The organism is Pseudomonas fluorescens Q2-87, assembly GCF_000281895.1.
GTDB classification, from domain to species: Bacteria; Pseudomonadota; Gammaproteobacteria; order Pseudomonadales; family Pseudomonadaceae; genus Aquipseudomonas; species Aquipseudomonas fluorescens_S.
In genome coordinates, this window is the sequence record NZ_CM001558.1 from 3,846,583 (window position 1) to 3,871,357 (window position 24,775).

The following is a 24,775-nucleotide window of genomic DNA, read 5'->3' on the forward strand; positions in this document are numbered from 1 at the left end:
CGCCTTATGCCGCGAATGCTGAAATGCTCGTTGATTGCCTTGGCATTGCTGCTCGGCGCCTGCCGTAGCGATCCCATTCACTATCACACCCTGAGCCCGGCCCAACCGGCGGATCAAAGGCGCAGCAATGTGGACATCCAGGTCGAGCAAGTCAGTGTTCCACCTCAAGTGGATCGCACCCAGATGGTCATCCGCCAAGGCAACAGCGGGCTGGCGATCCTGGAAACCGAATGGTGGGGCGCCAGCCTGGCCGATGAACTGCACAGCAGCCTGGATGAACAATTGAACAACCCCGGCGCACCGAAACTGTTGCTGCGGGTAGACGTGCAACGCTTCGACTCGATCCCCGGCCGCTACGCCCGCATGGACGTGCAGTGGCGCTTGCGCAACCTCGGTAACGAAGCCCGTCCCCTGACCTGCCGCAGCAGCTTGCAAACGCCGGCCGCAGGCAGCATCGACGAGCTGGTGACAGCGCACCAGAACAACGTCCGGCAATTCGTCGGCCTGGTAGAGCAAGCTGCTTCACGCAAGGCGTGTCCCTGATTCACTCGGGCCAATGCTGCGACAGGATCGGCGCAACGCGTGGATGGCGGTCGATACGCTCCAGCAACCCATGAAACTCTGGGCGGGCGTTTAACATGGCTTCGCGCGTACCCTGCCACTGGGTGATCACGGCGGCCAGGATATCCAGCGCACCTGGCTCGGCGCCGCTGAGAAACGGCCGGGCCGGGAATTGGTCGGCAAACAGCGCCCAGTTGCGATACAGCCGCTGCTGTGTGCCGCGGACCAATTGCTGCCGAGTCGCCTCGTCCGCATCCTCCAGCCAGCGTTCCGGAAAATCGATGATGCCGATGGGCGTATAACAATGGGCGACGATGTAGACCAGGCCCCGTATGGCTTGCGCACGCTGCCCAGGATCGTCAGGCAGCAATTTCGACTGTGGAAAGGACAAACCGAGGTGAATCAGAATCGCCGCGGCTTCAGTCAGCACCGAGCCGTCCGGCAATTTCAGCGTCGGGACCAACTTCTGCGGGTTCAGCGCCTCGAGTTCCTTCGCCGCGGTGCTGTCCTCAGTGGAATACGCATCGACCCTGCGGTACGCCACGTCGCACAGGCCCAAGGCGATTTCCACCGCTGAGGAGCCGGATTGCCTGTGACCGAATAACAGATACATGAGTTTGCCTCCTGCTGAGTACTCAGCCCGGTAGAACCCGCGAACCCGCCGGTGTTCCACTTGGCGGACGACGCGCACCTTCCTCTATCACGCCAACCAAAGGTAGCTGAACGAGCTATCACTGCCATCGATGTTCACCATCATGTCAATGAAGTTCTCTTGATGATTGCCCGGCGCAACAATGGCATCACACCAACCCACTACACCCCGGAGCACACCATCATGAAACGCCAACTCATCCTCAGCTTCGCTTTCTCGGTACTGGCCGCCAACGTATTCGCCGCCTCCTCCCAACCGGTCGTTGCCGAAGGTGGCTCTGATCGCTTGATCGAAAATCGCGTTGCCGAAGGCGGTGCTGATCGTCTGCTGGAACGTCGCGTTGCCGAAGGTGGTTCTGATCGCCTGATCGAGAACCGCGTTGCCGAAGGCGGTGCTGATCGTCTGCTGGAACGTCGCGTTGCCGAAGGTGGTTCTGATCGCCTGATCGAGAACCGTGTTGCCGAAGGCGGTGCTGATCGTCTGCTGGAACGTCGTGTGGCTGAAGGTGGCTCTGATCGCTTGATCGAAAATCGCGTTGCCGAAGGCGGTGCTGATCGTCTGCTGGAACGTCGCGTTGCCGAAGGTGGTTCTGATCGCCTGATCGAGAACCGCGTTGCCGAAGGCGGTGCTGATCGTCTGCTGGAACGTCGTGTGGCTGAAGGTGGCTCCGACCGTCTGGCCCAGAACCGCGCATGAGGGGTTCGTTCGCTGCTGCAACATTCCAGACAGTTCTCGGACCAAACCCGTCGTCATAGAAGCCCGGCCTTATCCGCCGGGCTTTTTCGTGGGCCAGCCGCGCCTAACGACCCGATGCCCGCGCCATGCAGCGTTGATAGCGCTCATCCACCCGCTTGGCAAACCACGCCGTGGTCAGCTTGCGCGTGATCTTCGGACTCTTTAGCACGATCCCCGGCAGCACCGCCCGTGGCAACGGCTTGCCCTCGGCCCGTTCAGCCAGTTCGAAGACCTTTTTATAGAGTTTGCTGTCCTCGAATGCCAGGCTCTCACCCTGTTCCAACTGATCACGAATGGTCGGGTTGCGCATCTCCAATGATTTGCCCAACGTGCGCACCGCCAGCTCCGTACTGCCCGGCATGATGGAATCATGCACGATCAAATCGCCGTCCAGCGCCAGGGTAATGCCAGTTGCCCGACTCACCGCATGCTGGAAAGCCGCGTTGCGACTGGCGTACCACCCGGCATTGAAATCAGCGAAACGATACAGCGGCTCGGTGTAGCTCACCGGGTAGCCAAGCAAATGTGCGATGCCGAAATACATCCCGCCCCGACGGCTGAACACTTCGCGACGAATCGAGCCGTCCACCGCGTAGGGATAGTTTCGCGCATTGGCTTGGGCAAACGCGATGCTGACCTGCATCGGCCCACCCGTGTGCACCGGGTTGAAACCGCCGAACAGCGTCTTGCCCAGCGGCACCATGCCGATGAAGTCGTCGAAAATATCGCTCAGCTCTTTCTCGCTACGCGCCGCGTTGAGTCGGTCGCTGTAGCTTTTACCGTTGGAGGAACGCACCTGGAGCGCGCCGCTGACCAGCAGGCTCGGGATATGGACTTTGGCCGCACGGCGGTCGATCTCCTCCCGGGCAATCTTGCCCAGCCCGGGCACCGTCGGGTCCGCCTGGAATGTCGACTCCTGTTCGGTCACTGCCAGGACTGCGCAGATATTCTGCGTCGTGGGTGGGATCTGCTGCGCCGCGAAGGCCACGTATATATCAGTGGCCCAGCCTTCACGATCCGCCGTCTTGGCCGGTAACAACCGCACGATCTGCTGCTTGACCTCGGCAGGCTGACGCTCAGGCTCCTGCACCTGGCGACTGCCGCAACCGGCCAGGACCAGCAATGCGGCAAGGCTGATCATCAATCGATTGAAATGCATGGTGCTCCATCAGGTCGAGTACTCCGAAGCCACCATACGATCAAAAACGGACACGGGCTATGTTCCGTCGCGCAGAGCAACAAATATTCTGGAAGTAAAACCGATTCGATAACCCCCGCAGTCCCCTGTGTGCGAGCTTGCTCGCGATGGCGCCAGCACATCCGACATAGATGCAAACTGACCCACCGCTTTCGCGAGCAAGCTCGCTCCCACAGGGGATTTGTGGTGATTGCGATTGCAGCGTGTACCCCAGGAACCCGTGTGGTGAGTGCGGTGGGTCAGATTCCGCTCAGCGCCAGATCCATTGCGAAGTAGGTGAAGATCAGGTCTGCACCAGCCCGTTTGATCGCCCCCAAGCTCTCGCGTACCACGCGGGCTTCGTCGATGGCGCCTGCCTGGGCGGCGAATTTGATCATCGCGTATTCGCCGCTGACCTGGTAGGCCGACAGCGGCAGGTTCGAGGCCTGGCGGATGTCGCGGATGATATCGAGGTAGGCACCGGCCGGCTTGACCATCAGCGCATCGGCGCCTTCCTGCTCGTCGAGCAAGGATTCGCGCAGTGCTTCGCGGCGGTTCATCGGGTTCATCTGGTAGCTCTTGCGGTCGCCCTTCAAGGCGCTGCCGCCAGCCTCGCGGAACGGGCCGTAGAGCGCCGAGGCGAACTTGGTGGAATAGGCCATGATTGCAGTCTGGCTGAAACCGGCCTCGTCCAGGGCCTTGCGAATGGCCTGGACCTGTCCGTCCATGGCCGCAGACGGCGCGATCACGTCGGCACCGGCACGGGCTGCCGCCACGGCTTGCTTGCCCAGGTTGATCAAGGTCCGATCGTTGTCCACTTCGTGCCCGTGCAACACGCCGCAATGGCCATGATCGGTGTATTCACAGAAGCAGGTGTCGGACATCACGACCATTTCCGGCACCGCATCCTTGCAGATCCCGGCCATGCGCGACACCAGGCCGCGCTCGCTCCAGGTGTCGCTGCCGTCGCTGTCCAAATGATGCGACACACCGAAGGTCATCACCGACTTGATGCCGGCACGGGCATAGCGCTCGATTTCACTGGCCAGTTTCGCTTCGGGAATGCGTACCACGCCCGGCATGCTCTTGATCGGCACGAAATCATCAATTTCTTCTTCGACGAAAATCGGCAGCACCAAGTCGTTCAAGGTGAACTCGGTTTCTTGGAACAGGCTGCGCAGGCTGGCATTGCGGCGTAGACGGCGTGGACGTGCATCGGGGAACTGGCTGGACATGGGACTCCTGGGCAAATAGGTGTTCGATCACAGGGGCAAAGCTTATGCCCTGGCTGGCCAGGGCACAAACGCCGGCGGGAAAACAGAGTGTTACCCGGCGAGCAATAATCGCCTCACAAGCTCAGCGAGCCATTGATGCACGTCACCACCGCGCCGCCAATCCAAACGTCATCGCCCAATTGCTCGACATGAATGCGCCCGGCCCGGCCCATCGTCAGCCCCTGGCTGACCACGTAGGACGTCGGCGCCAAGCCCTTGGCCAGCATCCATTGCGCAAGCCCGGCATTCAGGCTGCCGGTCGCGGGATCCTCCGGCATGCCATCTCCGGCAATGAAACCGCGCACTTCAAAATGCGCCTCATCGCCATCCACCACCGGGTCCCAAGGCGCAATCACGCCCACGGCCAGATCCAGCAACTGGTGATAATCAGGCTTGAGCGTCAACACCTGCTGGCGATCCTTGAGCATCAAGGCCAACCAACCGGCGCCGTTATCGACCCATTGCGCGTCGACAATCGCCTCGGGCGCAAGCCCTAGCCCCTGGCGCACCCGCTCCAGCAGATCGGCCGCAAGCGGACCGGATTTGAGCAAGGGCGGCGCAAGAAACGCCAATCCGTGATCGCTGCGGCGGATTCTGACCAGGCCGACGCCACATTCCTGCACGATCTCCTGCCCTTTCGGCACGCCCCCGGCTTCAAGCCACGCGTGGCAACTGCCCAACGTCGGATGGCCGGCGAAGGGCAATTCGGTCGACGTGGTGAAGATGCGCACCCGGTAATCGGCTTGCGGATGTCGCGGCGCCAGCAGAAAAGTCGTTTCGCTGAGATTAGTCCAATTGGCGAAGGCGACCATACCTTCGTCGCTGATCCCATCGGCGCCGAGCACCACCGCCAGCGGGTTGCCCTTGAGGGGCACTTCGCTGAACACATCCAGTTGCTTGAAATCGAATCGGCCGGCCATGGATTTGTTCATTCCGGGATCTTCAAACCACGCGCCACGGCCGGTCGGGCCAGGAAGCGCTCCAGCACCCGCGTCACATTGGGGAAGTTCTGGATGCCGACCAAATCACCGGCCTCATAAAAGCCGATCAGGTTGCGCACCCACGGAAACGTGGCGATATCGGCGATGGTGTAGCGCTCGCCCATGATCCAGTCCCGCCCTTGCAGGCGCCCTTCCAGCACTTTGAGCAGGCGCTTGCTTTCCTCGACGTAACGATCGCGAGGGCGCTTGTCTTCGTAGTCCTTGCCGGCGAACTTGTTGAAGAATCCCAACTGCCCGAACATCGGCCCGATCCCACCCATCTGGAACATCAGCCATTGGATCGTCTCGTAGCGCGCCGCCGACTCCTGGGCCAGCAATTGGCCGCTCTTGTCCGCCAGGTAGATCAGGATCGCCCCCGACTCGAACAACGCCAACGGCTGATCGCCCGGACCATGGGGGTCGAGAATCGCCGGAATCTTGTTGTTGGGGTTCAGGGAAAGGAACTCGGGGGACAACTGGTCGTTACTGCCGAAGTCCACTTTGTGGGGTTCGTAGGGCAGGCCGGTCTCTTCCAGCATGATCGAGACTTTCACCCCGTTGGGCGTTGGCAGGGAGTAGAGCTGGATCCACTCAGGGTATTGGGCGGGCCATTTCTGGGTGATGGGGAACGGGGTCAGGTCGGGCATGGGTGTCAGCTCGAAAAATAAAGGAAAGGCCCGAGGATAATCCAAGATTCGCACGGCGGCATCAGCGACGCGTCATGGGATTCACATCGGCCATTCTTAATTTCGCAACATCTTGTCGCTAAGGTTCGTCCCATCCCCCGAGAGAGGCCGCTACAGTGCGGCGCATTCGGCCGGGATCGAACCAAAGGGCCTCAGGAGACTCTGAGCAATGCCCCGAGGAATCGAAGCGGCGTCATGACAGGGAAAACACCCGAGGTCAAAAGCCTTGCGGTGCCAAGGTTTGTCAGCCTGACTCACGAGTGCTGAAGAATATTTATTCGATGATGAACCCACTGAATTTCGCCAGACGTTTCAAACACCGTTCGTGGCTGATGCTGCCGACGCTGCTGGTTGTCTGTGGTTTGGTGCTGTCCCTGGAGTCGAGCGTCAGTCGCGCCCAACCCGCCGACGGCGTGCAGACCCTGGTGTTCCTGCGCCATGCCGAGAAACCCGCCGGTGGCCTAGGCCAACTCAACTGCCAGGGCCTGAACCGCGCCATTGACCTGGCGACCCTGCTGCCGGAAAAATTCGGCAAGGCCGACTACGTGTTCGCCGCCAACCCTACCCGCAACGTCGAGGAAGGCGAGAAGGACAACTCCTACAGCTACATTCGCCCGCTGATGACCATCAGCCCCAGCGCCATCAAGCTCGGGTTGCCGGTGAATATCAATTATTCGGCCAACGACACCAGCGAACTGGCCGATGAGCTGCTGCATGACAAGTACCACAACGCCACGATCTATACCGCCTGGTCCCATGGCTACCTGCCGGAGCTGATCAATAAGGTCGCCGGCGAGGCCGTGGGTAAGAAGCAGACCATCACCGATGATTGGGCATCAGGGGATTTCGATTCGCTGTACGTGCTGACCCTGACCTGGCACAACGGCAAGGCCAGCCTCAGGAGCCAGAGCTACAAGCAAGGCCTGGACAACGGCAAGGAAGCCTGTCCGACCTGACCGTTCGCTGGCTCCCTGCCTTTGTGGGGCTTGCCCGCGAAAGCGGCGGATCAGCCGCCGACGATGCTGACTGATGTTCCGCTTTCGCGAGCAAGCTCGCTCCCACATTGATTCAGCCTAATCACACGCCGCGAAGCGCTCGCTCACGCAGATAGTCGAGCACCGCCGCCCGCTCCCCCGCGAACTCGATCCGCAAGCCCTTCTTTTCCCGCTGGAACACGTACATCGGGTCGTAGTATTCACACAGCAGGCCTTCGATCCAGCCGCGATGCAAGTCGACGGCGCCGGTGTTGGCCTGTTCGATCAGGGCTGCTTCCAAAATAGCCAGCAAACGCCGGTGACGGTCACCGCCCAAGCGCTTGTGGATGTTGTTCAGACTCGCCAGCAGACGCTCGGAAAACAGCGCGAAACCTTCCTCGCCATGCACAGCGACAAACTCGGCACAAAGGTCGATCACGTAATCACGCAGGATTCGCTCGACTCGCTGCGCCAGGCTGTCTTCCAGCCAGACCATCGGAACCTGCTGCATACGCTGGAACAGCGGCAGCGGCAAGGCGCAACTGCCGACCATGCGGCTCTCGTCTTCGAGGACGAATTGTTCGATACCGGCGGCGCGCTTTTTCAGCACGTCTACCGCCAGTCGGTTTTCAAAGTCGATATTCGAAGGCTGGCCGGTGGCGCGTTTGCCGAAGCTTGAACCGCGATGATTGGCATAGCCTTCCAGGTCCAGGCCATTGTCCAGTTGGCTCAGCACCTCGGTCTTGCCGGTGCCAGTCATTCCGCCCAGCAACACCAGGTCGCATTCGGTGGTCGCTCGCTCGACAGTGTCGAGCAGGAAGGTGCGCATGGCCTTGTAGCCGCCACCAACCCTGGGGTAGTCGATGCCCGCTTCGTCCTTGAGCCACTGCTGGACGATCTGCGAACGCAAGCCACCGCGAAAGCAGTACAACACGCCGTCAGGATGGGTTTGCGCGAATTCGGCCCAGGCCTGGATGCGATGCGCCTTGATCTCGCCGGACACCAGTTGATGGCCGAGAACGATGGCCGCTTGCTGGCCCTGCTGTTTGTAGCAGGTGCCGACGCGTTGCCGTTCGAGGTCGGTCATCAAGGGCAAGTTGACCACGCCGGGGAATGCGCCCTTGAGAAATTCGACCGGCGCGCGGGTATCCATCATCGGCCGGTCGTTGAGGAAGATGTCGCGGTAATCGGTGATGTCACGGGGCATCATGACACCTCGACCGCGTGGATCTGTCGCTCAACCAGTTCGCCAATGGGCTCCAATGCAAGGCCAAGCTCAACGGCCACCCGCAGGAACTCTTCCTCGCCTTGGGCAGTGACGGCAACCAGCAATCCGCCGCTGGTCTGTGGATCGCACAGGACGCGCTTGTGCAGCTCCTGGACACGACCGACCTTGCTCGCGTAGCTGTCGAAATTGCGCAGCGTGCCGCCCGGCACACAGCCCTGGTCAAGGTAATACTCGACGCCCGGCAGACGCGGCACCGCGTCGTAACGAATGCGTGCGGTCAATTGGCTGCCGTCGGCCATTTCGACCAGATGCCCGAGCAGGCCAAAACCGGTGACGTCGGTCATCGCCGTCACACCGTCGAGCTTGCCAAAGCGGCTGCCGGGCTTGTTCAGCGTGCACATCCAGTCACGGGCCAGGCCGACATCGGCGGCGCGCAACTTGCCCTTCTTTTCGGCGGTGGTCAGGATGCCGATGCCCAGCGGCTTGGTCAGGTACAGACGGCAGCCGGCGGTGGCGGTGTCGTTGCGTTTCATGTGGCGCTTATGCACCAGGCCAGTGACCGCCAGGCCGAAAATCGGCTCAGGCGCATCGATCGAATGCCCGCCAGCCAAGGGAATGCCGGCCTCGTCACACACCGAACGACCGCCGCGAATCACTTCCCGAGCGATCTCCGGAGCGAGTACGTTGACGGGCCAGCCGAGAATCGCAATGGCCATCAGCGGATCGCCGCCCATGGCGTAGATGTCGCTGATGGCATTGGTGGCGGCGATGCGGCCGAAATCGAACGGATCGTCGACAATCGGCATGAAAAAATCCGTGGTCGAGACCACGCCGCGCTCGTCATCGATGGCGTAGACCGCGGCGTCGTCCCGGGAAGCGTTGCCGACCCACAGTTTCGGATCAAGGTTCTGCGCACCGCTGCCGGCCAGGATCACCTCCAGCACCTGGGGCGAAATCTTGCAGCCGCAACCGGCGCCGTGGCTGTACTGGGTCAGGCGAATCGGCTCGCTCATGGGCATACCTCTCGTAAGTCAAGGGGAGCGATTCTACCAGCAACACCCACGCTTCAGTGCCCCACCGGGCGCCACATCCCTCTCCCTGCCGCCCTTTGGTGCTTCTGCAAGGCACCGCGAGACACCGAGGTGCGCGCTGTCTGACCAAAAGGACAGGAAAATAACCAATAACCTTGGCTTTTCAAGGCTCTCAAATGAATTGGTACGAGATATGCAAACGTTTGCGCAACCGATTGGGACCGCCTGATCGACGTTATTTTCTTCGCCCAAGGAACACGGGGTTCGCCCCGTATGAATAAGGACTTTCCATGCACTTCACTTCCAGGTGTTGCGCCTCATTCGGCGTTTTCGCAACCTCCCTGCTACTGGCCGCCGTTACTGGACTACACAGCATTGGAGCCCAAGCCCAAACGACCGAAGAGTCCGCCCAGGGCGAAGCCCTCAGCCCCAGAGCCACCCCATCGAAACAAGGCGCTTATCTGTCGGACTGGTACAACCAGGACCTGACGATCATCGGCAGCAAGGACATCAGTTTCGGCCCGCGGCCGGTCGATGATGTTTACCTGGAATACGAATACTTCGGGCGCAAAGGGCCTTTCGAGCTGTATGGCTACGTCGATATCCCGAAGATTTTCGATATCGGCAACAGCCACGACAAAGGGGTATGGGACCATGGCTCGCCCGTGTTCATGGAGCATGAGCCGCGGATTTCCATCGACTACCTGGCCGGCCGCAGCCTGGCCATCGGGCCGTTCAAGGAATGGTATGTAGCGTTCGATTGGATCTACGATCACGGCAGCAACAGCGCCAACCGCGGCAACACCTTGTATAGCGGCCTGGGGACCGACATCGACACTCATTCGAGGGTCAATCTGTCGGCCAACTTCTACGGCCGTTATCAATGGGAAAATTATGGCGCCAGCAATGAGTACGCTTGGGACGGCTACCGCGCGCAGCTCAAGTACATCGTGCCGATCAGCCAGTTCAGCAACGGTGCTTCGCTGACGTACATTGGCTTCACCAACTTCGACTTCGGTTCGGACCTGCACAAGGACAACCCGGCCCGCACTGCCAACGCTACGGTCGCGACCAACGTATTGCTCTATTCCTTCACGCACCTGCGCTTTACGCTGGTGGGCCGCTACTTTCACAACGGCGGCAATTGGCAGGACGGCAGCGAACTCAACTTTGGCGATGGCAACTTCCGTGCCCGCTCCGATGGTTGGGGATACTACGCCGGCGTCGGCTACCAATTCTGACCCATCGCTCACACACCGTTCCCTATCCATGGAGGTCACGAACACATGATCAATCGCCTGTCCATTTCCGTCGGCCTGGCCAGCGCCGCCCTCTTCTGCTCGGCTGCCGGAGCGGCACCGCCGCTGCAACCCAAAGTCATGTTGATCACGATGTTTGCGCCCGAGGCGCAGAACTGGATCGAACGCCTGGGGCTCAAGGAGCAAATCCGCGTGCCGGGCCTGTCCGCCGAGTATCCGAATATCCACTGCAATGCCGAGCGGGTCTGCCTGCTGATCACCGGCATGGGCCAGACCAACGCTGCGGCCTCGACATTGGCGCTGGCGCTTTCGCCAACCGTCGACCTGCGTAAAAGCTATTTCCTGGTGGCCGGGATCGCCGGCATCAACCCGCACCACGGCACCCTCGGCACTGCCGCCTGGGCCCACTACCTGGTGGAGTTCGGCACACAATGGGAACTGGATTCGCGGGATGCGCCCAAGGATTGGCCTACCGGCTACCTGGGCATCAACACCAAGGGGCCGAACGAAAAACCGCCACTGGACTACAAGACCGAAGTCTTCGAGCTCAACCCGGCGTTGCAAGCCAAGGCCTTTGCCCTCAGCCACAAAGTGACCTTGGCCGAAAGCAAGGAATCGGCGGCCTGGCGCTTGAAGTATCCGTATGCGCCGGCGAACCAGCCGCCGGTGGTCACGCGCTGCGACACCGTGGCCGGCAACACCTGGTTCTCCGGTACGCGCCTGAGCGAGCGCGCCGAAGTCTGGACCCGCCTGCTCACCGACAACAAAGGCGTTTATTGCACGACCCAACAGGAGGACAACTCCACCTACGAAGCCTTGCTGCGGGCCAGTCGCGAAGGCCGGGTAGACATCAATCGGTTGGCGGTGCTGCGGGCCGGATCCGACTTCGATCGTCCCGAGCCTGGCGGCAATGAAGTGGACAACTTGCTCAAATACGCTGACCAGGGCGCGTTCGTTCCGGCTTTGGAGAATCTGTTTCGCACCGGTAATCCGCTGGTGCAGGACATCGTGAAGCATTGGTCGGCATGGCAAAACGGCGTGCCCGGGCACTGATTTCTCGTCGTGGCGCGCGAGCTTGCTCCCGCTCGGGTGCGCAGCAGTCGCAAAAAAGCCAGGGGCCGCTTCGCAGCCCAGCGGGAGCAAGCTCCCTCGCCACACAGTCTGCCGAGCTGAACGGCGGGGCCGTTCTCAACGGATCAGCCAATGGAATTTTCAGCCCCAGGCGGGATCACTTGAACATCAACCTTGCGCACCCACCCAGGAGACTGCCGATGCCCGTCGCCCCTGCCGACAGCACCCACCTTGACTACGGTCTCGACACGCTGTTCGGTCGCGAGACCAAAAGTGTCGATTGCCAGTTCGATGTCAAGCGCCTCGATGACGGCGAGCCGCCATGGTTCGCCTTGCATGTGCGCCCGCCGATGCCCGTGGATCTGGATAAAGCCCAGATCGTCGTGTTCAGCGCCGAAGGCCGACGTGTCAGCGGCATTGTCCGGCGAACCGAGCGCCTGGCTGATGACAGCCTGCAACTGGAAGTGGAACCCGACTGAGGCGTTCAGTCCTGACGCACACTGCTGCGGTACATGAACACCAGCGCCAGTGCCAGGCAGGCCATGGCCAGGATCCGGCTGGCGGACAGCTCGATGGCCGGATTGCCCAGCCAGCCGAAGTTGTCGATCAGCATGCCCATGCCCAGTTGCCCGATAATCACCGCCACTGTCGCCACGGCTGTGCCAACCCTGGGTACCGCTCCCACCATGACAATCATGTAAACGACCCCGAACAACGCGCCGCTGAGCTGCCATTTCGGCACGTCCAACAGGCTGACTGCGTGGGCCGGTTCAAAAAACACGATCAGCAACCCGGTGATGACCGTGCCCACCGTAAACGTCAGCAAACTGCTGCGCAGCACACCCACGGTCTGGCCTAAGCGCCCATTGATGGCCGCCTGCACGCTCAACACCGCGCCGGCAACGACGACCACCAGCAACAAAAGAAACAGACTCATATTCAACCTCGGGCAATCAGGACAAGGGCGACGACAATCAGCGCTAATGCCAGCCAGCGCTCGCCATTGACGCGCTTGCGGGTGGCACCGAACCAGCCGAAATGATCGATCAGCACGCTTTTGCCGACCTGGCCGGAAAGAATCGCGATCATCGTCATGGCGATGCCAATGTGCGGCGTGGCGAGCGTGAGCACGACCACATAGATCGGTCCGAGGAAGCCGCCGATCAGTTGCCAGCGCGGCAGTTCATTCAAGGCCGGGCCTTGCTGGCGGCCGCTGAACAGCAACAGCAGGAACAGAATCGCCGAACCGACCCCGAAGATACTCAGGGTGGCCCACAAATGACCGACCTGGCCCCCGAGCGGCCCCAGCAGGCCGGCCTCCACCGACAAGCCCATGCCGGCCAGGATGACCAGGGGCAGCAACAGCCAGCGCAAGAATGCCCGGGGTTTGGACGCTGTCGTCACCGACGCGGCCTCGTTGAGTGAAGACGCCTGCATAAATCCGAACCTGTTCAGAAAAGAATGGCCGGCATTATCGGCTGGCGGCCCTGTGCGATAAATGGGAGGATTGCGATAACACTTTTGCGCAATACGCACAGGACCGCCGCCATGCACGGCCTCAATGAACTTGGCTTCAAGGCGCTGCGATTATTCGTCGCGGTGCTCGACCACGGCAGTTTTTCCGAAGTAGCCCGGCGCGAAGGCCTTGCCCCGTCGTCGATCTCCCGGCAGATCCAATTGATGGAGCAGGCGCTGAACCAACAGTTGCTCTATCGCCACACCCGCGCCGTGTCCCCCACCGAGGCCGGCCGTCTGTTGGGGCATCACGCACGTCTGTTGCTGGTGCAGTTGGAAGAAGCCGAACAAGCCTTGCAGGAACAGCACAGCGAACCGTCCGGCCTGGTGCGGATCAATGCCCCGGTGGTATTCGGCCAACGCCATCTGGCGCCATGGCTGGGCCAGCTGTGCGAGCGTTACCCGAAATTGCAATTGGAGATCCAGCAAACCGACAGCTACGTCGATCCGCTGCTCGAAGGCACTGACCTGCTGTTTCGCATCGGCCCATTGCACGACTCAAGCATGCAGGCGCGGGTCGTGGCGCCTCATCGCTTCCAGATCGCGGCCAGCCCGACCTACCTGGCCCGCTACGGCGCGCCACTCAAGCCTCAGGACCTGGCACATCATCAGTGCCTGGCCTACAAAGGTGTGACCGGCCAACAGCGTTGGTTCTTCCGCCGCCCGGGCCACGCCTGGACGCCTTACAGCGTCAGGGGCCCGATCACCGGCAACCACGCCGACACCCTGACCCAGGCCGCGGAGCAAGGCCTGGGGCTGGTGATGTTTCCGTCGTGGCTGATCGGCGAAGCGGTTCGCAACGGCACGCTGGTTCCGGTGCTGCAGGATTACCAGGCGTCCAACAGCCTCGAACCCCAGCAGATCGCCATTCTCTGGCCGGGCAGCCGGCGCCTGTCGGTGAAGGTCCGCACGGTGATCGATTTCTTTCTCGAGTGTTTTGGCGAAGTGCCGTACTGGGATCGCTGATGGTGTGAATGGCTTTGAGGCTGCGGCGCAACCCAGCGGGCGCAAGCTCCCTCGCCACAGGAGTAATTGCCACTTGCCATTCGTCCTGTACCGCTGCGCATAGAAACTGAAAGGCGCTGGAGTCCATAACAATGCCCGTGGGATGATCGGCGTCCAAGCGCGACCATCCGTGGAGAGTTTCATGTCATTGTTGAGTAAACACGCCGCCGCTCTGGTGCTGACGGCCATCGCCAGCCTGGCCGTGGTGCCTGTCCAGGCGGCCCAGCCCAAACCTGCCGCCGAAGCACCGGCGCAGAAGGTTTCGATGCTGGGGGGCAAGTTCGTTTTCAACCTGCCCAAGGGTTTCACGGCGACACCGTTGCCCGCCGGTGACGCGGCCCAGGGCACAGCGGGAGCGACGGGGACGATGTACAGCAATGCCACCAGCCGGACCGTGGTAATCGCCGCCGAAAACCTCATTATCAACGGCGCCACAGTGAAGGATGACGACGGCGCGTTTCTCGACATGACCATGGCGGACTTCGCCGCCCAGCGAAGCAAAGCCTTGCCGGACGCCAAGATCCTCAGCGAAAAAAGCCTGACCCAGAAAGGCACCGGCCTGGGCCTGCGCCAGCTCGACACCAGCGCCACCCAGGGCGGCGGTCCGACCTTGGATACCACGCTGCTGGCCGCCTCCGGCACCCGCATGGCGGTGGTGCAGATCATTTCCCGGGCCAGCGACAAGACCGGTCATGAAGCCTTGGTCAAACAGATCGCCAGCGGCAAGTGAGTAGGCCTGTGGGCTGATGGACCGCGTGGTCCCCAAATCGCGGACAAGCCCGCTCCCACAGGGGCTTGCGCAGGTCCCTCTTGCGGTGAACTTCTCGGATAAAACGGTGGGAGCGAGCTTGCTCGCGATAGCGCTGGTTCAGTTTGCGTCGATGCCGGATGAGCTAGGGATTGAGTCGCTCCAGCCAGGCTCGCAGGTCCTGGACTTCCAGGGCGCTGATCGTGTGGCCGACGCCTGGATAGGCATGGAATTCCGGTTCCAGGGCCAGGGTTTTCAAGAACGTGTTGGCTTCGGCGCCGTCGTGGTAAGGAATGATCGGGTCGGCCGTACCGTGGCCAATGAACACCGCCAATGCCCGCCGCGACTCGTCGGGGGTCAGTTCTGCCTGGAGCACGGAAAGCACACGCCCGCCCATGGCAGCGATGCCGCCGACGGCTTCGGGGTGTCGCAGGGCCACTTCGTAGCTCATCATCGCGCCCTGGCTGAAGCCCACCAGGTAGACATTGCTCGCATCTGTTGGGTACTTGGCGCGAGCCTTCTCGATGAAATCCAGCAGCATTTGACCACTGGCCTTCAGGTCCGATGTGTCGCCGTCATAGGCACCATCACCCTGCTTGGCAAACCATTGATAGCGGCCCGGCTCCATGGTCTTGGGCGCGCGTACCGAGAGGTAGTTGTAATGCCCGGGCAGTTCGTCCTTGAGGTCGAACAGGTCCTGTTCGTTGCTGCCGGAACCGTGCAGGAAGATTATCAGCGGTCGATTCCTGGCTTGCTCATCGGCCTGGGCCAGATAGCTGAGCGGCAAATCGGTGTGCAGCGAGGGTTGGGCCTGCAACCCGGACGAGACCAGCAGCAGGAACAGGGCGAGCGCTTTGAACATCAATCTTCCTCCGTCGTTCGATAGCCGCACGGCAAGGACCGTGCGCTGAGGTAGACAGCACTTATCAGTCGTTGATCAGTTTGCCCGCGCGAATAGGTTCACGTCCGGCGACTTTCGCCTGCCAGATGCCCGGCTGGGTGTAGCGCCCACGATCCAGGGCGAACAACACCCCGCTGGTGCCGGCACGAACGGTGGTGACCCGATCGTTCAAGGGATCGACCACTTCGAACAGCGCATCGCCCTGCTCCACCCATTCACCGGCCTCACGCAGAAAGCTCACTACGCCATGGTGCGGCGCGAACAGGTATTGAGTGCCTTCGAATGGAAAACCCTCGCAGCATTGCGCGGGTGCAGACGGCCAGTCGCCGCCAATGAAACCCTGTTCGGCCAGGAAACCGAGAATGGCTTCGCAGTTGGCCTGGGCCTGTTCGACCCGGGTATCGCCCATGCTGCCCAGCTCCAGGGTCGTCGCGAGGTTGGCCGGGGGAATCGAAGCCTCGGGAAAGGCCTTCGCCAGACGTAGCCAGGGCGAGGAGCAAGACTCATCGAAGGAACTGCCCCCGGAGTCTTCGCACAACAACGCCACGCCGGCCTTCAACCGTGCGGCCAGGGAACGCCACTGCGGCCAATGCTGCGGCAAGGCATACAAATGAATCGCCGCCTCGAAATCGCAATGCAGGTCCAGGGTCACATCGGCGTCACACGCATGGCGCAGCAACAGACGATGCAGCGCCTCGAGTTGTGACGGTGGCGCCGGCAGTTCATCGAGCACTTCGGCCATGGTCTGGCGAATCAAGGTGGTATTGGCGGCCGGGTCGTCACCCAGACGAGCACCGATGCGCTGCGCCACCGGGCCGCTGAGTTCGACGAAGGAACGGTTGAAATTCTTGCCGCTGCCCAGCTCGAAACGCCCCATGTGGGCGCTCTGCACATGCTGGTCCAGGCCGATGGGGTTGGCCACCGGCACCAATTCGATCACGCCTTTGAGCAAACCTTGGGCCTCAAGGTCGTTGAGCCGCTGCTTCAGCTCCCAGGCGGTGCGCATGCCCGGCAGCTCATCGGCGTGCAGGCTGGCCTGGATGTAGGCTTTGCGCGGGCCGTGGCCGTAGCGAAACACGCTGAGCCGGCGCTCGGTGCCCAAGTGACTCCATGGCAGGGTATGGTCGATGCGTTGCATGAAAACTCCCGATGACGGTATTTCGATAGGCGCAGGGTAAAACACTCGCCCATGAAAAAGGTGGCCGACCGGTTCAACGGCGGGCCACCTTGGGCTCAACGATTAATGCCCGTAGACATCAAAGGCGAAGTATTTGTCCTGCACTTTCTTGTAGGTGCCGTTGGCGCGGATCTCGGTGATGGCGGCGTTGAATTTCTCCGCCAGGGCCTGATCGCCCTTGCGCACCGCAATGCCGGCGCCGCCACCGAAGTATTTCGCATCTTCATAGGTCGGGCCCACGAAGGCGAAACCCTTGCCGGTGTCGGTTTTCAAGAAGCCTTCATCCAGGGTGACCGAATCGGCCAGCATGGCGTCGAGACGCCCGGCGACCATGTCCAGGTTCGCCTCTGGCTGGGAACCGTAGCGCACCAGGTTGATGCCCGCAGGCACCAGCACTTCGGTGGCGAAACGGTCATGGGTACTGGCACGCAGCACACCGACTTTCTTGCCCTTGAGTTCGGTCAGCGGGTCCTTGACGTCGGAGCCCTCCTTCATCACGAAACGTGCTGGGGTGTGGTAGTACTTGATGCTGAAATCGACGTTTTTCTTACGGTCGTCGGTGATGGTCATGGACGACAGGATCGCGTCGATTTTCTTCACTTTCAGCGCCGGGATCAGACCGTCGAATTCCTGCTCGACCCAGGTGCACTTGACCTTCATCTGCTCACAGAGCGCGTCACCGATATCGACATCGAAACCGGTCAGCTTGCCGTCGGGGGTTTTCATCGAAAAAGGTGGATAACCGGCTTCGATCCCGAGGCGGATCGGCTTGGCTTCTTCGGCCATGACCGACAAGGACAGTACGGACAGTGCCAAGGCACCGAACATGACTAGCTTCTTCATTTTTGCTCCTGAGTGCGCAGGTTTTTATTGATAATGATTGGCAGATTCGTAGGCAGCGTTCGGTCAGCAAGAACCGAAGTGGCCGGGAGTCTAGAGGGGCACTCAGGCGGGGAATTGTGTGGAGGCGACAATTAGTTATAAAAATAGCTTGGTTTGTGTGTATATCCGTTGCTGCGGTAACGGATATACACACGAACTAAAAAACCAAGTCAGCAGTCGCAACGGATGGCCTGATCCGCCACACGCTCCACCAGACCGTTCAGACGAAAGCCCTCATCAAGCCACCCCATGACCCCACCAATCATCTCCTTCACCGGATACCCCAAGGTTGCCAGACGCACCGCCGCCTTGTTCGCCCCATTGCAATGCGGACCGGCGCAATACACCACGAACAAGGTGGTCTTGGGGTAGGCAGCCAGTGCCTCTAAGGTGAGCGTGCGGGTGGGCAGATTGATCGCCCCGGGCACATGCCCGCGCTCGTAAGCCAGCGGCCCGCGCACATCCACCAGCACAAAATCGACGTCACCAGCCTGTTGGCTGGCGTGAACGTCGGAACAATCGGTTTCGAACGTCAGGCGACGACTGAAATGCTCCAAGGCAATTTCGGGCGGTGCGGCAGGCACTTCGCGAACCAGACTAGTCATCGGTGTGTACTCCAGGATAAAGGGGCGTAAGAAGACTTTATCTGCCCGGGGCGTACCGCTACAGTGGCGTACAAGACACTCTGTGGGAATTTTCCGACAAATGCAGCCTGCCCCCGGTCTGGTCGCGATCCTCGCCTACGACGGCCTGTGCACCTTCGAATTTGGCGTCGCCGTCGAGATTTTCGGATTGGAACGCCCCGAATTCGATTTCCCCTGGTACGAGCACCGGATCGTCGCCGTCGATGCCGGCCCGATGCGCGCCATGGGCGGTTTCCGGGTATTGGCCGATGGCGGCATGGAACTGCTCGAGACAGCCCGAACCATCATCGTGCCAGGCTGGCGCAGCCGCAGCGAGCCACCTCCCGAAGCCTTGCTTCAAGCCCTGCGCAGGGCCCATGCACGAGGCGCACGTCTGCTGTCGATCTGCTCCGGGGCGTTCGTGCTGGCCGCCGCCGGGCTGCTCGATGGGCTGGGCGCCACGACCCATTGGCGCTACACCGACGAGTTGGCCAAGAGTTTCCCTGCCGTGCGGGTCGACCCTGATGTGCTCTATGTGGATTCAGGACAGGTCATCACCTCCGCCGGCAGCGCAGCAGGTATCGATGCCTGCCTGCACCTGGTGGCACGGGACCATGGCGTCCAGGTCGCCAACAGCGTGGCGCGCCGCCTGGTGACGACCCCGCAGCGTACCGGCGGCCAGGCGCAGTTCATTCCCTCGCCAGTCAGCCGCACGCCACGCAGCGACCTGTCGAGCGTCATGCAATGGGCTCGCGAACGCCTGCATGAACCGCTTGGAGTGCGGGAGCTGGCCAGCCAGGCGGCCATGAGCGAACGGACTTTCCTGCGACACTTCACCCAGGCCTGCGGCGTGTCACCCAAGGCCTGGCTGCAACATGAGCGCCTGGCCCGGGCCCGCGAGCTGCTGGAAAGCACCGCGGACAATACCGACAACATCGCCCAATTGTGCGGCTACCGCTCGGTGGAAAGTTTTCGCGTGGCGTTTCGCAGCGTCGTGGGGTTGGCGCCGTCGGTGTATCGGGAGCGGTTTGGGCGGGGATGAAAACAGCCGGCCACAAGTTGATGTGCAAGCTTCATTCAGGCTTGCGCAACAAATAACTGTCCATGATCCACCCATTGGCCTGCCGTGCGGCCTTGCGGGTGCGTTCGATGTCATCGGCCACGTCCCCCAGCCGACCGGCGATGAGAATCTCATCCGCCGTGCCCACGTAGGCGCCCCAGTAGATTTGCGTATCGGGATCGCCCACCTGGCGATACGCATCCTCGGCATCGAGCATCACCACCACGTTGGCGGCGTCACTTACTTGCCCCGCCGCCAATCGGCGCCCGGTGGTGATTTCCAGCGAGCCACCAATGCTGTTCAAAGGCACTTTGTGGCACGCCGCAAGGGCCTGGACGCTGGTGATGCCAGGGATCACCTCGAACTCGAAGGCGCAGCGGCCCGTGTCGAGGATCGCCTGCAAGATGCGCACAGTGCTGTCATATAGCGCCGGATCGCCCCATACCAGAAAACCACCGTACTGCTCGTCAGACAGCTCTTCGTTGATCAAGCGCTCGAAGGTGGCCTGCTTCGCACGGTTCAGCTCTTCGACACTGGTGGCGTAGTCCAAGTCGCCACGTTGGCGCTCGGGGCTGTAGGCTTCGACGAAACGGTATGTACGATCAACGATGTAACGCCGGCAGATGTCGTGCCGCAGGTCCCGCAGCTTGTGCTTGGCGGGTCCTTTATCCATGAGGAAAAACACGTCCATCCGATTCAGCGCTTTCACTGCCTGCATCGTCAGGTGATCGGGATCGCCGGCGCCAATGCCGATGACTGATAACTTCTTCATTCCACTGACTCCTGGCCAGGCCCCAGGGCGCGCAATCGCCATACGCCGTTGAAACGCAACTCGATGGCGGACAGCGGCTCGATGTCGATGCGGTTGAACGTGGCGGCCGGACACTGCAATACATTGATCAAGGCTGCGCGGATCACGAATGGATGGGTGACGGCCAGCACGTGGCCCGGTCGGTTTTCCAGACTGGCGAGCCAGTCTCCGACACGACGGCACAACTGCGCGACGGATTCGCCGCCATGGGGAGCGGCCTCGGGATCGTCGAGCCAGGCTTGCAATTGTTGCGGCTCGGCCTTGAGCAAGTCGTCGATGGACAAACCGCGCCAGCGACCCAGATCGCAATCGGCCAAGGCCGCGACCACCTGGGGCTCATCGCCAAACAGCGCGGCCGTCTGGCGGGTACGCAGCTCCGGCCCACAGAGCAACTGCCGGACCTTTCGATAGCCCGGCCCTGTGGCCGGGCGCTGCGCCAGGTTGTCGCTATCCAGCGGTTCATCCAGGGCAAAGCGCGCCTGTTTCTGAGCGATGGTCCGGGCGTGACAAATCAGGGTCAGGCGAGTGGCTTGCACGCGGGATACTCAACTATTAGTGGGCCGGATATTCACAGGTTTTCTTGTACATAACCTTATATGAAATCAAATAACTTAGACAAAACGGCGCTATATCCGACAAACACTTGAGCGTTAACTGACATATTCATCGCAAGTCACCAAGGCCAATTCCTACAAGGGTTTCGCACTGTCTTCGAGCATTTTAAACGGAACGTAAAAAGCGCTGGACATGTAGCACCAGCTACATAAATACTCTTTTGCTCAGTTATGAAAGAAATCCAACACCCCATCCAGGCAAGGAGCACGGATGCCGCCCCTCAGAGACCTCATCACCGATCCCGGCCTGGAGTTAACGCCGTCGGAACGCAAGGTCGTGCGCGCCCTGCTCGATCATTATCCTCGCAACGGCCTGGGTCCGATGTCACGCCTGGCCGACCATGCCGGCGTCAGCGACCCGACCATCGTGCGGCTGGTGAAAAAACTCGGCTTCGGCGGTTATGCCGAATTCCAGGATGCGCTGCTCAGTGACATGGACCATCGCCTGCGTTCGCCCCGCACCCTGTTGCGACCACGGGCCAAACTGCAGCAAGGCGATACCTGGAGCCAGTACCTGGCCGACGCCCAACGTCACCTCATCGACACCCAGGCCCTGACCCAGCCCGAAGACGTGCGCATTCTTGTGCAATGGCTGCTCGACAGCCGGCATCAGGTGCACTGCTTCGGCGGGCGTTTCAGCAGCTTCCTGGCCCACTACCTGCTCAACCATTTGCGCCTGCTGCGGGCCGGCTGTTTTGCCCTTGAAGACAATGCCCAATTGCCCGACCGGTTGTTCGACGTGCAGCGCCAGGACGTGGTGTTGATCTTCGATTACCGCCGTTACCAGGCCCAGGCCCTGCGCGTGGCTGCCGCGGCCAAGGAGCGGCACGCCCGGGTCGTACTGTTCAGTGACGTCTACGCTTCGCCGTTGCGAGAACTGGCCGACCTGATCATCAGCGCGCCGGTGGAGTCGGTCTCGGCGTTTGACAGCCTGGTACCGGCACTGGCCCAGGTGGAAGCACTGATCGCTTGCCTGACCTTGCAATGCCCCGACCTGGCCGAGCGCCTGGAAGGGATCGATACCTTGCGCACGGAATTCAACACGCACCTGCTGGAGGAAAAATAAGGATGTTCTCGCTCCCCCACCGCTCGCCCCGGGATGTGCCGTTCACGTTCGACCATACGGCCCTGTTGCTGGTGGACATGCAGCGCGCCTGGCTGGAACCGCAATTCGACGCCCACCTGGAGGCACCCGAAGCCGAGTACTTCCTCCATCGCGCCCGCCAGCAGGTCATTCCCAACCAGCAGCGCTTGCTCTCTGCGATGCGAAAGGCGCGACAAAACGTGTTGCACACGCACATCGAAAGCCTCACCGCCGATGGCCGCGACCGTTCCCTGGATCACAAGCTGTCGGACATGCACCTGCCCAAGGGCAGCCCGGAGGCGCAGATCATTGCCGAGCTGGCGCCGCTTGAAAACGAAATCGTGCTGCCCAAGACGTCTTCCGGGGTTTTCAACTCCACCAACATCGACTATGTGCTGCGCAATCTGCAAACCCGGCACCTGATCGTCGCCGGCATCGTCACCGACCAGTGCGTCGACATGGCCGTGCGCGACGCCGCTGACCGTGGCTACCTGGTCACTTTGGTGGAAGATGCTTGCGCCACCTACACCGAACAACGCCACCTGGCATGCCTGAACGCGATCAAAGGCTATGGCTGGATCACCGACACCGAGACCGTCCTCGCTCGTTTGCAGGAGATGCAGCCATGAGCCGCCTCGATGCCGCCACAACCCTGGCCCCGCTGCCCGTGACCACGCTGGTGAGCACCGACCTGATCGGCGTGACCCGCGGGCGCTCGTTTCCCAGCGATGAGCTGCCCCACTACGTCACCGCCGGCTGTGGCTGGGTGCCGGCCAACAGCGCGCTCACGCCCCAGGACATCATTGCGTCAACCAACCCTTGGGGCGCTTATGGCGACCTGCGGCTGGTGCCGGATCTCTCCAGCCGAGTGACGGTGAACAATGGTCCCGATGCCCAGGCTCCCGCGTTGGACTTTATTCATTGCGACGTGCGCGAAACCGACGGCCGGGCCTGGGGCGCCTGCCCGCGCACGCTGTTGCAGGATGAAGTGGAGCGTTATCGCGCCGAGCTGGGCCTGCAAGTCTTTGCCGCGTTCGAGCATGAGTTCAGTCTCGACACGACGCCGTCCCAGCCCGATCGCCTGGCCTTCAGCCTCCAGGCCCAGCGCCAGCAGGCCGGGTTCGCCGGATGGTTGCTCAGCGCATTGCGAGCCGGTGGCGTCGAACCGGAAATGTTCCTGCCTGAATATGGCAAGCATCAGTACGAAATCACCTGTCGCCCGGCCTTGGGCGTGGCCGCGGCGGACCGTGCGGTGAACGTGCGGGAAATCACCCGCGAGATCGCCCGGCAAATGGAGCTGAACGTCAGCTTTGCCCCCAAGACCTCGGAAAATGCCGTGTGCAACGGCGTGCACCTGCACCTGAGCCTGCAAGACCTGAGTGGCGATCCGGTGCTTCACGACGCCGCCAGCGATAACGGCTTGTCCAGCCTCGGCCAACACTGGGCCGCCGGTGTGCTGCATTATCTGCCGGCGCTGTGTGCCCTGACCGCGCCGACGCCGGTGTCCTATGAGCGCCTGCAACCCCATCACTGGAGCGCATCCTATGCGTGCCTGGGACAGCGCAACCGCGAAGCGGCGTTGCGTATCTGCCCGACCGTGAGCCTGGGGAGTAAATCGGTGGCGACCCAGTACAACCTGGAATTTCGCGCCATGGACGCCACCGCCTCGCCGCACCTGGCGATGGCAGCGCTGTTGATCGCCGGGCGGCTGGGCATCCAGCAACGGCTGGCATTGAATGCCGTCACCGATGAAATACCCGATGAGCTGGATGAAGCACAACGTCGCGCCCGTGGCATTATCGCCCTGCCGACGACCCTGGCGCAGGCACTGGATTGCCTGCGCCATAGCGGGGCTCTGCTGGAGGCCTTGCCCGGCCCCCTGGTCGAAACCTACTTCGCCTTGAAGGCCCAGGAGCTAGCCTTGACCCAGGCGCTGACACCTGCCGAGCGTTGTGAGCACTATGCACGAATCTATTGAATGTGCCGAAGCGGGCCTGTACACCGGGCCGGCCTACCGACTGATCCGGGAAGACGCCGAGCACCCGGTACTGCTGGTGTGCGAACACGCCAGCCGCTTCATTCCCGCGCAGCTGAACGACCTGGGCCTGGACGAAACCGCCGCCCGGGAGCACATCGCCTGGGACATCGGCGCCCTGGCCCTGGCCGAACGCCTGTCCGAAACCCTCGGTGCGACGTTGCTGTCGGCCAACTATTCACGCTTGTTGATTGACCTCAACCGCCCGCTTCACGTGGCCGACAGCATTCCGCCCCAAAGCGAGATCTACCAGATTCCGGGCAACCATGCCCTGGACGAAGCCACGCGCCAATACCGCCAGCGCTGCCTGTTCCATCCCTTCCACGACCGCTTGCGCTCGCTGGTCGACGAACGCCTGGCGGCCAATCGGCCAGTGCGGGTCGTGGGCATACACAGTTTCACGCCGGTGTTCTACGGCCAACCGCGCGCCCTGGAAGCCGGCGTGCTGTTTGGCGCCGCCGAGGATTATGCCCAGCACATTGTCGATGGACTGAGTCGGCATTCACTGCGCGCGGCAGGTAACCAGCCCTACAAGATCAATCCCTTGACCGACATGACGGTCCCCGTGCATGGCGACGCGCGCGGCCTGGACTCGGTGTTGATCGAGGTACGCAACGACCTGCTGCGCGACCCCGCGGCGGTACGGACCTGGAGCGCTTACCTGGCCCCGTTGTTGTAGGAAAGCAGCGACA

At 61.6% G+C, this 24,775-nt stretch carries 28 protein-coding genes; 13 read left to right on the top strand and 15 right to left on the bottom strand.

All coding sequences use genetic code 11. The annotated features are described in order from the left end of the window. Nucleotides 1-6 precede the first annotated feature (6 nt). A complete protein-coding gene (locus tag PFLQ2_RS10875; RefSeq protein WP_033046126.1) occupies nucleotides 7-543 on the top strand; it encodes a PqiC family protein in 537 nt (178 codons plus the stop codon). Between the two features lies 1 nt (nucleotide 544). On the opposite strand, the gene PFLQ2_RS10870 is transcribed toward PFLQ2_RS10875, so the two are convergent. Beyond that, entirely contained in the window at nucleotides 545-1,174 is a 630-nt protein-coding gene (locus tag PFLQ2_RS10870) for a glutathione S-transferase family protein (protein WP_003183037.1), read from the bottom strand. Between the two features lie 222 nt (nucleotides 1,175-1,396). Between PFLQ2_RS10870 and PFLQ2_RS30660 the strand changes: the two genes are divergently transcribed. Continuing rightward, complete coding sequence (locus tag PFLQ2_RS30660; protein WP_033046553.1) at nucleotides 1,397-1,909, top strand: hypothetical protein; 513 nt, start codon at nucleotides 1,397-1,399, stop codon at nucleotides 1,907-1,909. A 103-nt stretch (nucleotides 1,910-2,012) separates the two neighbouring features. On the opposite strand, the gene PFLQ2_RS10860 is transcribed toward PFLQ2_RS30660, so the two are convergent. From PFLQ2_RS10860 to PFLQ2_RS10845, 4 genes are all read right to left on the bottom strand, one after another. Beyond that, a complete protein-coding gene (locus tag PFLQ2_RS10860) occupies nucleotides 2,013-3,107 on the bottom strand; it encodes a DUF1615 domain-containing protein (protein WP_003183041.1) in 1,095 nt (364 codons plus the stop codon). Between the two features lie 278 nt (nucleotides 3,108-3,385). Beyond that, complete coding sequence (gene hemB, locus PFLQ2_RS10855; protein ID WP_003183043.1) at nucleotides 3,386-4,360, bottom strand: porphobilinogen synthase; 975 nt, start codon at nucleotides 4,358-4,360, stop codon at nucleotides 3,386-3,388. 113 nt (nucleotides 4,361-4,473) lie between these two features. Then, the gene (locus tag PFLQ2_RS10850) at nucleotides 4,474-5,331 is read right to left on the bottom strand and encodes a PhzF family phenazine biosynthesis protein (RefSeq protein WP_225970837.1); all 858 of its coding nucleotides are present in this window, start codon (nucleotides 5,329-5,331) and stop codon (nucleotides 4,474-4,476) included. Further along, on the bottom strand, nucleotides 5,328-6,026 hold the full coding sequence (locus PFLQ2_RS10845) for a glutathione S-transferase family protein (protein WP_003183046.1): 699 nt from the start codon (nucleotides 6,024-6,026) through the stop codon (nucleotides 5,328-5,330). Before PFLQ2_RS10845 ends, PFLQ2_RS10850 begins: the two co-directional genes overlap by 4 nt. Nucleotides 6,027-6,346: 320 nt before the next feature. On the opposite strand from PFLQ2_RS10845, the gene PFLQ2_RS10840 reads away from it, so the two are divergent. Next, nucleotides 6,347-7,021, top strand: a complete 675-nt coding sequence (locus tag PFLQ2_RS10840) for a hypothetical protein (RefSeq protein ID WP_033046127.1) — start codon at nucleotides 6,347-6,349, stop codon at nucleotides 7,019-7,021. Nucleotides 7,022-7,142: 121 nt separating this feature from the next. Here PFLQ2_RS10840 and mnmH read toward each other — a convergent pair whose 3' ends face one another. Both mnmH and selD read right to left on the bottom strand, forming a co-directional pair. Beyond that, a complete protein-coding gene (mnmH, locus tag PFLQ2_RS10835; RefSeq protein ID WP_003183049.1) occupies nucleotides 7,143-8,246 on the bottom strand; it encodes a tRNA 2-selenouridine(34) synthase MnmH in 1,104 nt (367 codons plus the stop codon). Next, nucleotides 8,246-9,280 carry a selenide, water dikinase SelD gene (gene selD / locus PFLQ2_RS10830; protein ID WP_033046128.1) on the bottom strand — a complete coding sequence of 345 codons (1,035 nt, stop codon included), beginning with the start codon at nucleotides 9,278-9,280 and terminating at the stop codon, nucleotides 8,246-8,248. Before selD ends, mnmH begins: the two co-directional genes overlap by 1 nt. Nucleotides 9,281-9,588: 308 nt before the next feature. Here selD and PFLQ2_RS10825 point away from each other — a divergent pair, with 308 nt between their 5' ends. From PFLQ2_RS10825 to PFLQ2_RS10815, 3 genes are all read left to right on the top strand, one after another. After that, nucleotides 9,589-10,539: a nucleoside-specific channel-forming protein Tsx gene (locus PFLQ2_RS10825; RefSeq protein WP_003183053.1), complete on the top strand. Its 951-nt coding sequence runs from the start codon at nucleotides 9,589-9,591 to the stop codon at nucleotides 10,537-10,539. Between the two features lie 45 nt (nucleotides 10,540-10,584). Next, on the top strand, nucleotides 10,585-11,610 hold the full coding sequence (locus tag PFLQ2_RS10820) for a purine-nucleoside phosphorylase (RefSeq protein ID WP_003183056.1): 1,026 nt from the start codon (nucleotides 10,585-10,587) through the stop codon (nucleotides 11,608-11,610). 218 nt (nucleotides 11,611-11,828) lie between these two features. Next, nucleotides 11,829-12,107: a hypothetical protein gene (locus PFLQ2_RS10815; protein ID WP_003183059.1), complete on the top strand. Its 279-nt coding sequence runs from the start codon at nucleotides 11,829-11,831 to the stop codon at nucleotides 12,105-12,107. Nucleotides 12,108-12,112: 5 nt separating this feature from the next. Here PFLQ2_RS10815 and PFLQ2_RS10810 read toward each other — a convergent pair whose 3' ends face one another. Together PFLQ2_RS10810 and PFLQ2_RS10805 are read right to left on the bottom strand one after the other, a co-directional pair. After that, nucleotides 12,113-12,565, bottom strand: coding sequence for a DMT family transporter (locus PFLQ2_RS10810; protein WP_033046129.1), 453 nt, complete (start codon nucleotides 12,563-12,565; stop codon nucleotides 12,113-12,115). A 2-nt stretch (nucleotides 12,566-12,567) separates the two neighbouring features. Continuing rightward, on the bottom strand, nucleotides 12,568-13,065 hold the full coding sequence (locus PFLQ2_RS10805) for a DMT family transporter (protein ID WP_003183063.1): 498 nt from the start codon (nucleotides 13,063-13,065) through the stop codon (nucleotides 12,568-12,570). 111 nt (nucleotides 13,066-13,176) lie between these two features. On the opposite strand from PFLQ2_RS10805, the gene PFLQ2_RS10800 reads away from it, so the two are divergent. Both PFLQ2_RS10800 and PFLQ2_RS10795 read left to right on the top strand, forming a co-directional pair. Then, nucleotides 13,177-14,109 carry a LysR family transcriptional regulator gene (locus PFLQ2_RS10800; RefSeq protein WP_003183065.1) on the top strand — a complete coding sequence of 311 codons (933 nt, stop codon included), beginning with the start codon at nucleotides 13,177-13,179 and terminating at the stop codon, nucleotides 14,107-14,109. 181 nt (nucleotides 14,110-14,290) lie between these two features. Further along, entirely contained in the window at nucleotides 14,291-14,878 is a 588-nt protein-coding gene (locus PFLQ2_RS10795) for a hypothetical protein (protein ID WP_003183067.1), read from the top strand. A 163-nt stretch (nucleotides 14,879-15,041) separates the two neighbouring features. On the opposite strand, the gene PFLQ2_RS10790 is transcribed toward PFLQ2_RS10795, so the two are convergent. The 4 genes from PFLQ2_RS10790 to PFLQ2_RS10775 all read right to left on the bottom strand — a co-directional run bounded on the left by PFLQ2_RS10790 (nucleotide 15,042) and on the right by PFLQ2_RS10775 (nucleotide 18,461). Next, a complete protein-coding gene (locus PFLQ2_RS10790; protein WP_003183069.1) occupies nucleotides 15,042-15,758 on the bottom strand; it encodes an alpha/beta hydrolase in 717 nt (238 codons plus the stop codon). A gap of 64 nt (nucleotides 15,759-15,822) precedes the next feature. After that, complete coding sequence (locus tag PFLQ2_RS10785) at nucleotides 15,823-16,935, bottom strand: M14 family metallopeptidase (RefSeq protein ID WP_003183072.1); 1,113 nt, start codon at nucleotides 16,933-16,935, stop codon at nucleotides 15,823-15,825. A gap of 102 nt (nucleotides 16,936-17,037) precedes the next feature. Further along, complete coding sequence (locus tag PFLQ2_RS10780) at nucleotides 17,038-17,817, bottom strand: ABC transporter substrate-binding protein (protein WP_003183077.1); 780 nt, start codon at nucleotides 17,815-17,817, stop codon at nucleotides 17,038-17,040. A 209-nt stretch (nucleotides 17,818-18,026) separates the two neighbouring features. Beyond that, nucleotides 18,027-18,461 carry a rhodanese-like domain-containing protein gene (locus tag PFLQ2_RS10775; RefSeq protein ID WP_003183079.1) on the bottom strand — a complete coding sequence of 145 codons (435 nt, stop codon included), beginning with the start codon at nucleotides 18,459-18,461 and terminating at the stop codon, nucleotides 18,027-18,029. Between the two features lie 100 nt (nucleotides 18,462-18,561). On the opposite strand from PFLQ2_RS10775, the gene ftrA reads away from it, so the two are divergent. Then, nucleotides 18,562-19,521 carry a transcriptional regulator FtrA gene (gene ftrA, locus PFLQ2_RS10770; RefSeq protein WP_003183081.1) on the top strand — a complete coding sequence of 320 codons (960 nt, stop codon included), beginning with the start codon at nucleotides 18,562-18,564 and terminating at the stop codon, nucleotides 19,519-19,521. A 31-nt stretch (nucleotides 19,522-19,552) separates the two neighbouring features. Here the strand turns inward: ftrA and cobF are convergent, their stop codons facing one another. Both cobF and PFLQ2_RS10760 read right to left on the bottom strand, forming a co-directional pair. Then, a complete protein-coding gene (gene cobF / locus PFLQ2_RS10765; protein WP_003183083.1) occupies nucleotides 19,553-20,311 on the bottom strand; it encodes a precorrin-6A synthase (deacetylating) in 759 nt (252 codons plus the stop codon). Then, nucleotides 20,308-20,886 carry a histidine phosphatase family protein gene (locus tag PFLQ2_RS10760; RefSeq protein ID WP_003183085.1) on the bottom strand — a complete coding sequence of 193 codons (579 nt, stop codon included), beginning with the start codon at nucleotides 20,884-20,886 and terminating at the stop codon, nucleotides 20,308-20,310. Before PFLQ2_RS10760 ends, cobF begins: the two co-directional genes overlap by 4 nt. Nucleotides 20,887-21,175: 289 nt before the next feature. Between PFLQ2_RS10760 and PFLQ2_RS10755 the strand changes: the two genes are divergently transcribed. From PFLQ2_RS10755 to PFLQ2_RS10740, 4 genes are read left to right on the top strand one after another with little or no spacing between them, the layout of a single operon-like run. Continuing rightward, nucleotides 21,176-22,030: a MurR/RpiR family transcriptional regulator gene (locus PFLQ2_RS10755; protein ID WP_003183087.1), complete on the top strand. Its 855-nt coding sequence runs from the start codon at nucleotides 21,176-21,178 to the stop codon at nucleotides 22,028-22,030. Between the two features lie 2 nt (nucleotides 22,031-22,032). Continuing rightward, complete coding sequence (locus PFLQ2_RS10750; RefSeq protein WP_003183089.1) at nucleotides 22,033-22,677, top strand: isochorismatase family cysteine hydrolase; 645 nt, start codon at nucleotides 22,033-22,035, stop codon at nucleotides 22,675-22,677. Continuing rightward, nucleotides 22,674-24,026, top strand: coding sequence for a glutamine synthetase family protein (locus PFLQ2_RS10745; RefSeq protein ID WP_003183091.1), 1,353 nt, complete (start codon nucleotides 22,674-22,676; stop codon nucleotides 24,024-24,026). The genes PFLQ2_RS10750 and PFLQ2_RS10745 overlap by 4 nt, the downstream gene beginning before the upstream one ends. Continuing rightward, complete coding sequence (locus tag PFLQ2_RS10740; protein ID WP_003183093.1) at nucleotides 24,010-24,762, top strand: N-formylglutamate amidohydrolase; 753 nt, start codon at nucleotides 24,010-24,012, stop codon at nucleotides 24,760-24,762. Before PFLQ2_RS10745 ends, PFLQ2_RS10740 begins: the two co-directional genes overlap by 17 nt. Nucleotides 24,763-24,775 lie beyond the last annotated feature (13 nt).

Coding starts and splice junctions, on each gene's coding strand:
- PFLQ2_RS10875 (WP_033046126.1), top strand. CDS start 7: ATGCCGCGAATGCTGAAATGCTCGTTGATTGCCTTGGCATTGCTGCTC.
- PFLQ2_RS10870 (WP_003183037.1), bottom strand. CDS start 1,174: ATGTATCTGTTATTCGGTCACAGGCAATCCGGCTCCTCAGCGGTGGAA.
- PFLQ2_RS30660 (WP_033046553.1), top strand. CDS start 1,397: ATGAAACGCCAACTCATCCTCAGCTTCGCTTTCTCGGTACTGGCCGCC.
- PFLQ2_RS10860 (WP_003183041.1), bottom strand. CDS start 3,107: ATGCATTTCAATCGATTGATGATCAGCCTTGCCGCATTGCTGGTCCTG.
- hemB (WP_003183043.1), bottom strand. CDS start 4,360: ATGTCCAGCCAGTTCCCCGATGCACGTCCACGCCGTCTACGCCGCAAT.
- PFLQ2_RS10850 (WP_225970837.1), bottom strand. CDS start 5,331: ATGAACAAATCCATGGCCGGCCGATTCGATTTCAAGCAACTGGATGTG.
- PFLQ2_RS10845 (WP_003183046.1), bottom strand. CDS start 6,026: ATGCCCGACCTGACCCCGTTCCCCATCACCCAGAAATGGCCCGCCCAA.
- PFLQ2_RS10840 (WP_033046127.1), top strand. CDS start 6,347: ATGATGAACCCACTGAATTTCGCCAGACGTTTCAAACACCGTTCGTGG.
- mnmH (WP_003183049.1), bottom strand. CDS start 8,246: ATGCCCCGTGACATCACCGATTACCGCGACATCTTCCTCAACGACCGG.
- selD (WP_033046128.1), bottom strand. CDS start 9,280: ATGAGCGAGCCGATTCGCCTGACCCAGTACAGCCACGGCGCCGGTTGC.
- PFLQ2_RS10825 (WP_003183053.1), top strand. CDS start 9,589: ATGCACTTCACTTCCAGGTGTTGCGCCTCATTCGGCGTTTTCGCAACC.
- PFLQ2_RS10820 (WP_003183056.1), top strand. CDS start 10,585: ATGATCAATCGCCTGTCCATTTCCGTCGGCCTGGCCAGCGCCGCCCTC.
- PFLQ2_RS10815 (WP_003183059.1), top strand. CDS start 11,829: ATGCCCGTCGCCCCTGCCGACAGCACCCACCTTGACTACGGTCTCGAC.
- PFLQ2_RS10810 (WP_033046129.1), bottom strand. CDS start 12,565: ATGAGTCTGTTTCTTTTGTTGCTGGTGGTCGTCGTTGCCGGCGCGGTG.
- PFLQ2_RS10805 (WP_003183063.1), bottom strand. CDS start 13,065: ATGCAGGCGTCTTCACTCAACGAGGCCGCGTCGGTGACGACAGCGTCC.
- PFLQ2_RS10800 (WP_003183065.1), top strand. CDS start 13,177: ATGCACGGCCTCAATGAACTTGGCTTCAAGGCGCTGCGATTATTCGTC.
- PFLQ2_RS10795 (WP_003183067.1), top strand. CDS start 14,291: ATGTCATTGTTGAGTAAACACGCCGCCGCTCTGGTGCTGACGGCCATC.
- PFLQ2_RS10790 (WP_003183069.1), bottom strand. CDS start 15,758: ATGTTCAAAGCGCTCGCCCTGTTCCTGCTGCTGGTCTCGTCCGGGTTG.
- PFLQ2_RS10785 (WP_003183072.1), bottom strand. CDS start 16,935: ATGCAACGCATCGACCATACCCTGCCATGGAGTCACTTGGGCACCGAG.
- PFLQ2_RS10780 (WP_003183077.1), bottom strand. CDS start 17,817: ATGAAGAAGCTAGTCATGTTCGGTGCCTTGGCACTGTCCGTACTGTCC.
- PFLQ2_RS10775 (WP_003183079.1), bottom strand. CDS start 18,461: ATGACTAGTCTGGTTCGCGAAGTGCCTGCCGCACCGCCCGAAATTGCC.
- ftrA (WP_003183081.1), top strand. CDS start 18,562: ATGCAGCCTGCCCCCGGTCTGGTCGCGATCCTCGCCTACGACGGCCTG.
- cobF (WP_003183083.1), bottom strand. CDS start 20,311: ATGAAGAAGTTATCAGTCATCGGCATTGGCGCCGGCGATCCCGATCAC.
- PFLQ2_RS10755 (WP_003183087.1), top strand. CDS start 21,176: ATGCCGCCCCTCAGAGACCTCATCACCGATCCCGGCCTGGAGTTAACG.
- PFLQ2_RS10750 (WP_003183089.1), top strand. CDS start 22,033: ATGTTCTCGCTCCCCCACCGCTCGCCCCGGGATGTGCCGTTCACGTTC.
- PFLQ2_RS10745 (WP_003183091.1), top strand. CDS start 22,674: ATGAGCCGCCTCGATGCCGCCACAACCCTGGCCCCGCTGCCCGTGACC.
- PFLQ2_RS10740 (WP_003183093.1), top strand. CDS start 24,010: ATGCACGAATCTATTGAATGTGCCGAAGCGGGCCTGTACACCGGGCCG.